The sequence below is a fragment of the Paenibacillus sp. PastF-3 genome, assembly GCF_029893135.1.
In the GTDB taxonomy this organism is placed as follows: domain Bacteria; phylum Bacillota; class Bacilli; order Paenibacillales; family Paenibacillaceae; genus Paenibacillus_AQ; species Paenibacillus_AQ nitricinens.
Genome location: NZ_JARXWM010000021.1, coordinates 1 through 12390 on the forward strand (window position 1 = coordinate 1; position 12390 = coordinate 12390).

Sequence of the window (12390 nt, forward strand, 5' to 3'; positions counted from 1 at the left end):
GACAATCGCGGTCGCAAAAAGCCTGCAGAAGAACTAGATGAGCATGAACGTCTTAAGCTACGGATTAAAGAGCTAGAAGCGCGAAATGAATACCTGGAAATGGAGAATGACTTCGCAAAAAAGTTGGCGGAGATCAAGCGACGAAATACACGCTAACCCTCGTTCGACAAGCAAACTTGTATCAAGCGATTCAAGAGCTGAACAAAGAAAAAGGTCATGCAATTACCAAATTGTGTGGGTTAGCTGGGGTTGCTCGATCTGCCTATTACAAGTGGTTAAAATGGAAACCCTCTAGCATAGAACTTGAAACTCGTGCGTTAGCGAAAGAAGTAAAGCTACGATATGACAAGCGAAAAGGGATTCTTGGCTATCGTCAAATGCGCACGCAATTAAACCGAAAGCTCAAAAAGCAGTACAACAAAAAGCGTTATTACCGAATTATGTGTGCGCTTGGGCTTAAAGCGGTCATTCGTAGAAAACGAGCAAGTTATGTGAAGGCTACGGAGATTCATGTAGCTGAAAATGTAATGAACCGTAACTTTGATGCCAATTCTCCTAATTCAAAGTGGTGTACAGATGTGACAGAACTGAAGTACGGGAATGGGCGCAAAGCCTATTTGAGCGCCATTATTGATGTATATGATAATTCCATTGTCTCATGGGTATTAAGCCCCTCCAACAATAATAAACTCGTGATGGATACGTTGAAGAGGGCTTACGCGAAGAACCCTGGCGTAAGCCCTCTTTTACAAAGCGACAGAGGCTTCCAGTATACGTCTCATGAGTACAACCGACTTCATGTAAAATACGGATTTAAGAAAAGCATGTCTCGTGTGAGCCGATGTTTGGACAACCAACCTATTGAGCGTTTTTGGGGTACCTACAAGTCAGAAAGCTATTATCTTACAAAGTATGACACCTATGAAGATATCCTCATAGAGATTAGCAAATATATTCATTACTACAATAATTACCGCTACACAGAACGCTTGGGTGGCTTGTCACCTAACGAATACCGACGAGCTGCATAACGAAGATACCTCAGCTCTGATGATGCGAGCTGAGGTATCTAAACTAACTAGTTTTTGTTTTTTACACTGTACACTTGACAGGGAGCACTTCATGGTATGGATGACAACCGGTTTTCTTTTTTCAGTGTATTATGTGCAACTGAATGAACTTAGTTTTAACGTAACATGCCAGCAACCTTCTTCAACTGCTCCAACACTTCAACAGATACCGTAACACTACCGATATCTCCGTGAAAAACAACCCCTTGGCGGGCACCGTGAAAATCCGAACCACCAGTTATAATCAGGTCATACTGTTCAGCCATTGTTAGGTAACGCTCTGAATCAGCGGGTTCGTGATCCGAATGATAGACCTCAATCCCTTTAAAAGTCCCCCGCTCCACAATTTCTCGTACCAGCTGATCCTCACCGTATAAGCCTGGATGTGCCAATACTGGAGACCCACCCGCCTCTATAATCCAATCACAGGCTTCCTCGGGCGTGATTCGTGGAGGCGACACGTAAGCTGCTGCACCTTCGGCTAAATACTTATTGAACGCATCTCTCATATCCGTAGCTGCTCCAAGACGAACAAGCTCATCAGCAATATGTGGTCGACCAATACTCTCATCAGGCTTCAGTTCCCGTCCAATCCCAGCGACAACTGCCTCAAGCGTAATTTCAATCCCAAGTCCACGTAATTTAGAGATGATCGCCTCATTCCTTAGTGCCCGGGTTTCTCTTAGCCCTTCCAAACGGGAAAGAAACAACTCATTTGCTGGATCTATGTAGTATCCAAGGACGTGAATATCTTTTCCTCCAGCACGAGTGCTGATCTCTACACCCGGTACAACAGTGATTCCGTACTTCTCTCCTGCTTCGAGAGCTTCCTTCACACCAGCCACAGTATCATGATCCGTAATGGCAACTGCGATTAGTCCCTTCTCTTTAGCGAGACGTACATTTTCCTCCGGTGGCTGCATGCCATCAGAGGCTTGAGTATGCGTGTGAAGATCACATCGTGAGGCGTCAATATTCTCCATTCTGTCGCCCTTCAGTTCATCCACTCTAGTTTCATTCTCCATTTCTATCACCTCTACCGCTAGTTTCTAAGTTTCCTGCCTCTGGTCATATAACTTTAGTTATCATTCGAATGCTCGCGCAGAAAAGTCAAGAACGTCACCGCAGAAATTGGCAGCAGTGTCGATTTTAGATGAATGGCGTAGAATTGTCTTTTAAATGAGGCATCCAAGATATTCACGATTTTCAGTAGTCCAAGCGCAACCTCATGTTTAACAGAAGAAGTCGAGATAATAGTAACCCCAAGACCCGCCTCCACTGCCGACTTCACAGCCCCCGTACTACCAAGCTCCATCACTATTTTCATTGATCCCGGATCAAGCCCCTTCGAGAACAGCTGTTCTTCCATCACACGCCGCGTTCCCGAGCCCTGCTCACGCAGGACGAAAGGATGCTGAAGCACATCCTCCAAAGTGACCTCTTGCTGCTCTGCAAGCGGATGATCATGGGGCACAATCAACTTCAATTCATCCCCCATCACCGGCTCAATCACCATATCAGGATGTGTTACCGACGCTTCAATTAAACCAAAATTCAACTGATGTTTTAGGATTTCCTCCATAATCTGCGAGGTATTCATAACTTTCATCATGATTGAAATGTTCGGATATTGCTTTCCAAAAGGACCTAAGAGCCGTGGGAGCACATACTCCCCAATGGTAAGGCTTGCCCCAAGCTGCAAGCGCCCTTCCAACATATGCGTAAACGCCGACATCGCTTGATCTGTCTCACGCATCAATTGAATACTGCGCAGCGCGTATGGCATTAACGTATGACCTGCTTCGGAGAGCACGATTTTTTTGGTAGAACGATTGAAGAGTTTGGTTCCAAAATAATCCTCCAGCGCCTGTACTTGCATGGTCACTGCCGGTTGAGTCATATGTAATGTCTGTGCCGCTGCCGAGAAGCTCCCTCGCTCTAAGACAGTATAAAAAATATGTAATTGATGAAAGTTCATGCTCTGCAACTCCTTGTGCTATCTATAAAAGAATCTTAAGGATTCTGTACGATATGAAGCTTATAAAAGCTTATTTTCAAAAAGGACATGCAGCCAACGCCGCATGCCTCCTGTCTGTTCTTTATACACTATTTGCGTTTACGCTTCTTCTTCGTTAGCTTAGTGCGGCGGGAATTGCGCAGCAGCGAAAAGTAAGTTTTTAAATCTCTCAACTGAGGTGTCGCAGAGATTCTCCCAAGAAACGAAACGATGATCATAGAATATAATGGCTGACCTGAAATATCTTTTTCACCTATCAATTCCGTGAACTCAGCAATTACTACAGAGTCATCGTCAATTAAATACGCGTTAAAATCACTGTCTGAAAAGGGCTTGAGCCGATTCTGCATCAGGCATTGCCACATCCATGCGGCGACCTCTTCGTCATTGCTTACACCTTTACTGATCCGGTCCAAATAACGACTCTTCGCATGATTTGTTATAACGATGTCAGCGACCCTGTAGTCGTTCAGCATGATGTGGAAGGGCTCGTAAGAGCTGGGCCAATCCGTCCCTTTGTTGCGCATCATCATCACACTCCACCATAAGGGTCTTTGTATGTACTTAATGTTGTCATCTTACCTCATTGCTGAAAGTTGTACAAGTTCCATACCACGGTAGAAACCGTGTTCGCTCCAGATCAGAGCATAAAAAAACAGGTGCTACTTAAGCACCTGTTCATCTCCAAGAATTACATACCGTAATTACGGGACTTGTCCGGCCCATTACTAGTATACTCTGTCTTAATTTCGTTACGATAGGATCTTTCGATCTTACGAACGTAGGAGAGTCTGCGGACATTCTTCATAACTTCCTCGGCACGTTCTGCATTTACATACATCACTGCATAATGCATTTTCCGAGAAACATAATGTAATGTTCCGTATTTCTCAAGGTTACGTGCCGCTTTAACGTCACTTACCCAAATGATGTATCCTGTCCGTTCCGCAAACATAAGCTAAACCGCCTTTCTCTCTCTAAATCCTAAGGGAAGCTTATCCGCAGGAGCATTTTCCCCCGCTACCGCACCCACCTTTAGGGGAAGGATCATTGCTTGGTACTTTAATGCTATCCGATACTGAAAAAGCAATCGCTTCCGACATAGAATGCAGAATGTCATCAAGAGTCTTCTCTGCCAGCTTAAAACGAGCAACCTCTTCAAACTTCTCCAATTCCGCTTCTACTGCCGAAACCTCATCCTTCGCTGAATGATAATTCGGATGAAAATGTCCGAATCGCTGTGTTTCATCAAACAGCTCCTTCTTGGCTTGAAGTTGTTTGACCATGGCCTGAATTTCCGGGTTCGAATCAACCCGTCCTTTCCAGTATAAGTAATCCGACACTTCAGCGGATTGATTAATCATATCGCCTAATTCATAGGCGTATGTCAGCACTTCAGTCATATCGACCGTATTTAATTCCGCTACGCTCATGAACTCAGCTCTTTTCTACGTTAATGTTCTACCGATTTCAGTAGACTTTTCTATCATACCATAATCACTCGCTTCAGCAGAAGAGGAATTTCTTCGTCTTTTGGGAATTACTAACTTCATTTCCTTCCAATCTTCAGGAGTCAGCTCTATTTCCTCAACCGTTTCACCATCGTTATACAGCAGATACCCTTCCACTTTCCAAGGATTACCTTTTATTCTGGAGGGAATGAAATCTAACATTTGGTCCTTTAAGGAAAACCGCACCTTAATTCCCCATTTCAGCCCTTGCTCCATTACTTTCTGAGCGGTTGAGCTATGATAATGGCGCCATTCCTTGCTCCAGATCTGGGGCACATTTTCTCCACCTAATAAGATATCTTCCTCCTGCTCAGGAGAAATTACAGGTAGGTTTAAAAAGGGATTCCCTCTGTCGAGTAGCCTAAGTTCAACATTTAGTACTGGAAGTGAATACAGCTCTGGCTCGGTTTCGGTTGCTTGATGAAATGAAGACCAATCAGTGTCCACCTCTTCCTCACGTTCTCCAATCATCCTGGAAGGGGCCAATCCTGCTAAGAACAGCTCCTTACGCATCTGCTCAACAGATTCCGGAGCTACAAGGAAATGAAGCGGTCCAATACGTTTAAGGCTACCTTGCAGTCGCGGATGGGCGGCAATAGCCGCTCCGTCCTCCTCCGTCTGGCAAGTCAACAGAATCACTTCAGAGAGTGATGTTCTGCCAATGCTCTTTCCCCATTGCGCTAAAGACAGCTCCACCACAGATGGCAGACCACCCAGTGCATGTTCTTTAATCCAAGCTATCGCTTCTTCTGGAGGCATCCCTCGTTCTGATGCATGCACTAGCATCTCACGAGTCAGCCGGAAGCTCCACATCGTATCTGTTTGCAGAAGTTCAGCGCATTCAGCTAAAACCCAGCGCACAGTATAGAGAACATCAGGTGGAATCAGGACTTCAAAATCGGGCTGTACAATAAACTGGTCATTCAAATGCTCTGACACAGAATCAGGGAAGGACTCGCTACTGTACAACAGCTTCGGTTTTGAAGCAGTCCAGCGAAAACACTGGATACCCTCAGGCGTGCTCCCCAGTTCACACCATCCAAAGCCTGTTAGACAACGAAGCCAGTTCAAGCTTGATTGTTCCAGCTCTTTTCGGGTAACTGTTCCAGTTAAATTCATTTCTGCCATCCAGTCCAGAAGCTCAGGCAACGCTGTCCATTTCTCTGATATAAAAGCATTGCTGGATATTAAATAGCGAAAATGCTGATCGGCAGGCCCAATGCTTCCAAAACGATGAATACCAATCCCATACAGGATGTCAGTCATTCTTGTCTCAGGAAGTTGCAACCAACGTCTCAGCATATCCTTGTCAAGTCTATAGCCGGTTTTCAGTCTGGTAATAAGCCCAAGACACAACATAATATCTACTACAAGAGCCGCTGACAGAGCATCCATTTCATTCGATGGAGCGCCCATAGAGAGCCCCGCTAAATGCTTTTCCTGAAAAGAAAGCTGAGACGCTAAACGATTTAAATTCTTTTTATGAATAATTCCCTTAGCGGTTAAAGGTAAGCCTTCACGAGCGGTGAACAGCAAAGCCCGAAACAGATCTACTGCCAGTCCAGCACCCGCCTCCATGGATAGATTCACTGAATAACCCTCAATAAACTTAGGTTGGTATGGGAAGAATTCTTGCTCTAGAGCTGATAGTTGTTCAACAGGAATCTGATACAGCTTCTCCCCCAATATTTTATGCCTCGCAGTTAACAGTCCGGCGCGCCGCAGTTCATTCATTGCAAGCTTTTGCTCTGCCCGGCAGAGCGACGCAGGACGCAAACGCTCTTCTTTTCCCTCGTCAAACGGCTGGGACGCGTGAGCAGCACATAATCGCTTTAAGACCTCTACGGCTTCCGCTGATAGCTGGTTCAATGGATCGTTAGCCCCTTTCCGTTCGGCACCATTTTAACGACATATTCATACCCCTGTTCTGTCAAAAACATCCGGCGGCGCATAGCGAAATCCTGCTCCCGGCTATCTTCAGATACCAGCGAATAGAAGTACGCCTTGTTCTCACCCGCCTTCGGACGCAAGATTCGTCCCAAACGCTGGGCCTCCTCCTGCCTGGATCCAAAAGCTCCTGAAACCTCAATAGCAATCGTCGCGTCTGGCAAATTCACCGCAAAATTCGCTACTTTAGAGACAACAAGCACCTGTATTATTCCCTCGTTAAAAGCTGCATACAACTCATCTCTTTCCCGCTGCTTCGTTTTACCCGTAATCAAAGGTGCACCGATCTTCTCTGCCAGTTCAATTAATTGGTCGAGATACTGTCCAATAACCAGAACCGATGATCCCTGATGAGCTTTTAGAAGCTCGACTATAACCTCAGCTTTTGCAGGATTGCATGAGGCCATACGAAATTTCTCTTTCGCTTCAGCATACAAATACTTCTGTCTCAGCTCAGAGCTCATCGGTACGATCATCTCGACACATTCTACCTCTGCAATCCAGCCCTGCTGCTCCAGCTCCTTCCAAGGCATGTCGTAACGCTTGGGCCCGATCAATGAGAATACGTCCCCTTCCTTCCCGTCTTCTCTAACCAGAGTTGCAGTGAGACCTAGTCTTCTAGTTGCCTGAATATCTGCTGTAGCCCGGAAGACTGGAGCTGGAAGCAGATGAACTTCGTCATAAATAATCAAACCCCAGTTGCGTTCATTGAACAGCTTCATATGGAGAAAAGGACCGCCTTTGGATTGACGGTGCGTTAATATCTGATAGGTAGCTATAGTAACAGGCCGCACTTCTCTTTTTTCACCGGAGTATTCACCAATAGACTCATCATCCAAATCGGTTCGCTCAAGCAGCTCGTCTACCCATTGTCTTACCGAAGTTGTATTTGAAGTTAAGATCAGTGTTTCGCATTGTAGACTTTCAAGAACGGCCAATCCCACTACCGTCTTACCTGCTCCACAAGGCAACACAACTACCCCGCTGCCCCCCTGCCCTTCTATGCCTTGAAACATCTGAACAGCCTCCTGCTGATATTCACGCAGTCCAAAAGCTTCACCTTTTGCTCCATCCTTTACGTGATCTTTAGAATCCTTCCAGGCCAAACTTAGAGCTTGTCCGACATGATAACCAGCATAATCCAGTACAGGATAGCCTAGTCTTATCAGTTCTTGCTTTAAAAGCCCTCTGTTCTCCGCACGGCATGAGCTTTCTAGTGAATTTATTCTCTGCAAACCTAACGCCTTTAGACCTGATTCATTAACTAATCCATTCAGAATTTCAGCTGTCTCAGCCTTAAGCGTAATGATCTCATTCGTAGTCTCCTGACCGTGAAGGGTAAGCTTCCCATACCTAGAGAGAAGAGCTGCGATCTCATCCTCCAGCCCGGCAGGAACACCCCAGCGCGCGAGTTGATGCAGACTTGAAATAATCGTTTCAGCTGTATAATTAAGCGCTGCTGCATTCCATAATGATAATGGAGTGATTCTATAGGTGTGATAAGCCGGGGGACTCTTTACGAGCTCTGCAAAGGTCCCTAGTTCTTTTCTTGCCTTCTCAAAACCAGGATGTGCACATTCCAGTAAAATCGTCCGATCCCTTCGCACAATGCAAGCCCCTGTTTCATTCATAACGTTCCCTCCCCAATCATTCGTTTTATTCAAGCTTGCGCTATGTAATCTGCTTACATTCATACAAGCAAAAGCGCATTCGACGCCCCAAAAGGACGGAAAGCGTTTATGCGAGAAATATAAGGATAATGTATTGTGCGAAATCTATATTTTCTGATATGTGAACAGGAAAAAGCTCATCCCCGCATAACGGTCATGAGCTTCCCTATTAAACTATTTAATGTAAATGCTGCTGCGAAATATCATGAAGTGCTTCGCCAGCCTCGTCCGCAAAAATGTTGCGCACAGCCAAATCACCGATGGATACTACACCCATCAGCTTCTGGCCACTAGTCACAGCCAATCTGCGAATTTGCCAGCTCGACATCCGTTCTGCAGCCTCATCTACAGATGTATTCTCAGAGACGGACTGAATTTCTCTACTCATTACCTTTTCCACAGCTGTTGATCCAGGGTGTTTAGCCGCGTAACCTCTAATTACTAGATCACGATCTGTAATTACACCGAGTAATGTCTTATCGTCTTCATTATCAATGACCGGTATAAATCCAGTGTCATGATCTCTCATTTTAACAGCGACTTCATATACATTATCCATTAGTGTGACTGTTACAGGCTCCTTCGTCATAACCTCTTTCACTGTCTTCAAGAACGAACCCTCCTAAACATAATCTCCATGTTATGGAATAGGTTCTCCTCTATGAAACGAAATTATACGATTGTCTTCTCTTGCAAACAGGAATTCGCCATAGCGATCAATAATTTCATCCCATGCAACATAGCATCCTCGTCAAAATCAAATTTGCTATGATGATGCGGGTAAGCTGCATTTTTATCCGGATTCCCAGCCCCTACGAACATAAAACAGCCAGGAATTTCTTTTACATAGTAGGCAAAATCCTCAGCTGGCATCAGCTTTTCCATCCGAATCACTTGAACAGCTTCTCCTAGTGCTCCTGGTGCCACCTCGGAAAAACGCTGGTATTCCCCCTCGTGATTTACGAGTGGCGGATATCCCATAACATAGTCTATCTTAGCTTCTGCACCGTATGCGCCAGCTATTGAAACTGTCATTTCTTCGATTCTGCTGCGGATCAGATAACGGGTCTCCTCGTCGAACGCCCGTACGGTTCCAGTAATGCGACAATGCTCAGCAATGACATTCTGGGCGAATCCCCCTTGAATGGTTCCTACACTAAGAACAGCGGGCTCCAGCGGGTTCACAGAGCGGCTTACGATGCTCTGAAGCTGAGTCACAAGCGCCGCCCCGGCCACAATACTGTCTATCGTACGATTCGGCATACCACCATGTCCGCCCCGGCCGATAATATCAATGAAAAATTCATCAGCAGATGCCATAAGAGGTCCTGGCGCACTGCCCACGGTTCCCATTGGAAGCGGAGTCCACAAATGCAAACCATACACCGCATCCGCGCCTTCCAGCATACCCTCGGCAATCATCCCCTGTGCACCACCCGGGCATACCTCCTCCGCTGGCTGAAAAAGAAAACGCAGCTCCCCTTCTAACTCTTCAAGGCGGCTGCTATAGTATGAGGCTACACCCAGCAGTATTGAAGTGTGTCCATCATGCCCACAGGCATGCATAACCCCTTCATTTTGCGAAACGTAGTCATTCTTATTCTCCTCTTTAATAGGTAGTGCATCCATATCCGCGCGAAGGACTACCGTTTTCCCCGGCTGACGTCCCCGCAATATACCTGTTACACCATACCCAGACGTGCTTCTCCTAACTTCAATGCCGAATTCTGCTAACTTGTCTGCTATAAATGCTGACGTTTCCTTTTCATGAAAAGACAACTCCGGATGACGGTGTAAATGGCGTCTCCATTCCACGATCTCCGGCATGAGAGAATCAACCGCTAAGCTCTTCATACGTTCTCCATCCCCTTCTTCATAAACCCGCATCAACAGCATGCGACAGCAGTCCTGGACACTTTGTTCCAGCCGTACACGGCTATAATTATTTTATTGTAGCAGAAACGCAAAAAACTGGGTATCGTTAGGAGGTGGCTACTCTTGCACAACGTTTAGAAACATACTATCATGAGGTAGAACATCAGCAAACGGATCATGAATTCATCATTATACTTCATAAGGGGGATGTGCGTGCTATGATTTTTGAGAACACGGGCCTCGTAGGATTGAAGAGTGATCTTCTCTATCTGGACGAGAGTGCGACAAAGGCTGGCTTCATTCGCTGGCAATGGGAATACTATCGTGCCACTTACGACTGCAAAATTGAAGACCCACAGGATGGCGGCGAATACTTTCTACGCATCAACACTCGCGCTGTCGAGGGGAAGCTGGAGAAAGCTGATGCCGTACTTGCAATTGAAGCCGTATACTTAGGGAAAGCAACATTCCCCCATGGCCTCGATTATGACTCCCCGGTACCTAAACCAGTATTGGACACTGCTGCTACTCGGATTCTCGAATTAAAGCAGCTGTTGGAGGCTTGAGTAACAGAAAGGGAAAGACGAAACAAAATGTCAGCCTGCCCAAAAGAGGAACACCCGATTTCCAACTACTTATCTTAACACTACTACTTGTGGGTTTCGGTCTAGTCATGGTCTTCAGTGCTAGCTCCAGTTTGACTTTAGCAAGCTCGAAGTTCAGTAATGACCCTCTATATTTCATGAAACGCCAAATGATCTGGATCGTACTTGGAATCGTTGTTATGTTTACAGCCATGAACATTCACTACAGTAAATTCAAGAAGTGGTATGTACCTATCTTTATCATCACCGTGATCCTTCTGCTATTTGTAGCCTTCTCCGAAAGAATCAATGGCGCCAAAAGCTGGTTAAGTATCGGAAAGCTAGGAATCCAACCTACCGAGCTCGCCAAAATATCGATTATCCTGTATCTCTCCGCACTGATTACCAAAAAAGGTGAAAGGTTTAGAGATTTCCGTACTGGATATATCCCTGTAATGGTTATCGTAGGTATAGTTGCCGGGCTTATTATGATGCAGCCAGATTTGGGGTCTTGCCTTATTCTCGTGGCTACCAGCGGACTTGTCATTTATGCAGGCGGTGCCAGTATGAAGCATATCCTAGGTTCTATCGCTCTCTTGGTGTTAGGTGTAGGAATAGTTATGGGGGCTAAAGCGGCGATTGATTCTCTTGCCCCTGCCTCCGAAAAAGTAGTCGCTAATCAAGACTATAAAAAAGGTCGAATTCAAGCTTTCATAGACCCCTATCAGGATCCTGAAGGTGAAGGGTATAATATTATTCAGTCTTTGACCGCTCTCGGACAAGGTGGAGTCAGTGGCTCTGGCTTTGGCAAAAGCATTCAAAAGCTGGATTATCTTAAATACCCGTATACGGACTTTATTTTTCCTGTGATTGGTGAGGAATTTGGATTTATAGGAACGGCATTATTTCTGATGATATACCTGTATTTTATCTGGCGAGGTATTCTAATCGCACTAAGGTGTAAGGATCCCTTTGGCACGCTTGTTGGCATTGGTATTATGGGGCTTATTGCTATTCAAGCCTTTGTCAATATTGGTGGTGTAACGAAGACCATTCCGCTTACCGGTGTAACTTTGCCATTTATCAGCTATGGCGGCTCTTCACTTCTTGTGAGTATGCTGTCCATGGGAATAATGCTGAGCATTTCAAGAGAAACCAATCTTCCGGCTAAAGAGGAAGTCACGAAATCTGTAACTACAGTTAGACAAGTTCGTTCCCGGTAAGATTCATAAATCCGGATATGACGGCATATATAAAAAAGCAGTCCAAGAAATTTCTTGGACTGCTTTTTTATGTACAAGCTCTTTAGCATTAAGCAATTTCATCGTTCTTAAAGGCTACGCCTTCAACTTTGACATTCACCTCAACAATATGAAGTCCAGTCATGCTCTCCACAGCCTCGCGTACGTTCTGCTGAAGCATCCGGCACACTTCATGTATCGGTGTTTCATAGAGAACTATAATACGCAGATCCACAGCTGCTTCTAGCTGCCCCACTTCAACGGTAACGCCCTTTTGAACGTTCTTACCACTTAGACGCTTCGCCCAGCCTTCTGATAGGCCACCTGACATGGCTGCAATTCCTGGAGTCTCCAAGGCAGCCAATCCGGCAATTTTCGAGACGACGTCATTTGAAATTCGAATATTTCCCATTTCCAATTGAAGTTGTTCTGCCATGCCATATCCCCCCTAAACTCATTATCAATTATTGTAATT

12 protein-coding genes and 1 pseudogene are annotated in these 12390 nt (G+C 45.4%); 3 read left to right on the forward strand and 10 right to left on the reverse strand.

Annotated elements, in window-relative coordinates:
- Nucleotides 1–173: 173 nt before the first annotated feature.
- Nucleotides 174–1031: pseudogene (locus M2444_RS28245) on the forward strand (IS3 family transposase); the annotation flags it as partial.
- Nucleotides 1032–1186: 155 nt separating this feature from the next.
- Here M2444_RS28245 and M2444_RS28250 read toward each other — a convergent pair.
- The 9 genes from M2444_RS28250 to M2444_RS28290 form a co-directional block, all read right to left on the reverse strand.
- Nucleotides 1187–2095, reverse strand: a complete 909-nt coding sequence (locus M2444_RS28250) for a PHP domain-containing protein (RefSeq protein ID WP_373455808.1) — start codon at nt 2093–2095, stop codon at nt 1187–1189.
- Between the two features lie 53 nt (nt 2096–2148).
- Nucleotides 2149–3048: a selenium metabolism-associated LysR family transcriptional regulator gene (locus M2444_RS28255; RefSeq protein ID WP_280788659.1), complete on the reverse strand. Its 900-nt coding sequence runs from the start codon at nt 3046–3048 to the stop codon at nt 2149–2151.
- Nucleotides 3049–3176: 128 nt separating this feature from the next.
- Nucleotides 3177–3614, reverse strand: a complete 438-nt coding sequence (locus tag M2444_RS28260; protein WP_094868656.1) for a hypothetical protein — start codon at nt 3612–3614, stop codon at nt 3177–3179.
- A 164-nt stretch (nt 3615–3778) separates the two neighbouring features.
- Nucleotides 3779–4042, reverse strand: coding sequence for a YlbG family protein (locus M2444_RS28265; RefSeq protein WP_042126853.1), 264 nt, complete (start codon nt 4040–4042; stop codon nt 3779–3781).
- 40 nt (nt 4043–4082) lie between these two features.
- Nucleotides 4083–4520 (reverse strand): YlbF/YmcA family competence regulator, encoded by a 438-nt coding sequence (locus tag M2444_RS28270; protein WP_280788660.1) that lies wholly within the window; start codon nt 4518–4520, stop codon nt 4083–4085.
- A 15-nt stretch (nt 4521–4535) separates the two neighbouring features.
- Nucleotides 4536–6467: a helicase-associated domain-containing protein gene (locus tag M2444_RS28275; protein ID WP_280788661.1), complete on the reverse strand. Its 1932-nt coding sequence runs from the start codon at nt 6465–6467 to the stop codon at nt 4536–4538.
- Nucleotides 6464–8176, reverse strand: a complete 1713-nt coding sequence (locus tag M2444_RS28280) for a DNA repair helicase XPB (protein ID WP_280788662.1) — start codon at nt 8174–8176, stop codon at nt 6464–6466. The genes M2444_RS28275 and M2444_RS28280 overlap by 4 nt, the downstream gene beginning before the upstream one ends.
- A 217-nt stretch (nt 8177–8393) precedes the next feature.
- Nucleotides 8394–8825 carry a CBS domain-containing protein gene (locus M2444_RS28285; protein WP_094868525.1) on the reverse strand — a complete coding sequence of 144 codons (432 nt, stop codon included), beginning with the start codon at nt 8823–8825 and terminating at the stop codon, nt 8394–8396.
- 62 nt (nt 8826–8887) lie between these two features.
- Complete coding sequence (locus M2444_RS28290) at nt 8888–10111, reverse strand: M20 family metallopeptidase (protein WP_481857543.1); 1224 nt, start codon at nt 10109–10111, stop codon at nt 8888–8890.
- A gap of 197 nt (nt 10112–10308) precedes the next feature.
- Here M2444_RS28290 and M2444_RS28295 point away from each other — a divergent pair, with 197 nt between their 5' ends.
- Nucleotides 10309–10656, forward strand: a complete 348-nt coding sequence (locus tag M2444_RS28295; protein ID WP_094868523.1) for a YugN family protein — start codon at nt 10309–10311, stop codon at nt 10654–10656.
- Nucleotides 10653–11897: a putative lipid II flippase FtsW gene (ftsW, locus tag M2444_RS28300; RefSeq protein WP_094868522.1), complete on the forward strand. Its 1245-nt coding sequence runs from the start codon at nt 10653–10655 to the stop codon at nt 11895–11897. Before M2444_RS28295 ends, ftsW begins: the two co-directional genes overlap by 4 nt.
- Before the next feature lie 88 nt (nt 11898–11985).
- Here ftsW and M2444_RS28305 read toward each other — a convergent pair whose 3' ends face one another.
- Complete coding sequence (locus tag M2444_RS28305) at nt 11986–12351, reverse strand: Asp23/Gls24 family envelope stress response protein (protein ID WP_042126837.1); 366 nt, start codon at nt 12349–12351, stop codon at nt 11986–11988.
- Nucleotides 12352–12390 lie beyond the last annotated feature (39 nt).

Coding starts and splice junctions, on each gene's coding strand:
- M2444_RS28290 (WP_481857543.1), bottom strand. CDS start 10,111: ATGCTGTTGATGCGGGTTTATGAAGAAGGGGATGGAGAACGTATGAAG.
- M2444_RS28295 (WP_094868523.1), top strand. CDS start 10,309: ATGATTTTTGAGAACACGGGCCTCGTAGGATTGAAGAGTGATCTTCTC.
- M2444_RS28260 (WP_094868656.1), bottom strand. CDS start 3,614: ATGCGCAACAAAGGGACGGATTGGCCCAGCTCTTACGAGCCCTTCCAC.
- M2444_RS28250 (WP_373455808.1), bottom strand. CDS start 2,095: ATGGAGAATGAAACTAGAGTGGATGAACTGAAGGGCGACAGAATGGAG.
- M2444_RS28255 (WP_280788659.1), bottom strand. CDS start 3,048: ATGAACTTTCATCAATTACATATTTTTTATACTGTCTTAGAGCGAGGG.
- M2444_RS28270 (WP_280788660.1), bottom strand. CDS start 4,520: ATGAGCGTAGCGGAATTAAATACGGTCGATATGACTGAAGTGCTGACA.
- M2444_RS28265 (WP_042126853.1), bottom strand. CDS start 4,042: ATGTTTGCGGAACGGACAGGATACATCATTTGGGTAAGTGACGTTAAA.
- M2444_RS28305 (WP_042126837.1), bottom strand. CDS start 12,351: ATGGCAGAACAACTTCAATTGGAAATGGGAAATATTCGAATTTCAAAT.
- M2444_RS28280 (WP_280788662.1), bottom strand. CDS start 8,176: ATGAATGAAACAGGGGCTTGCATTGTGCGAAGGGATCGGACGATTTTA.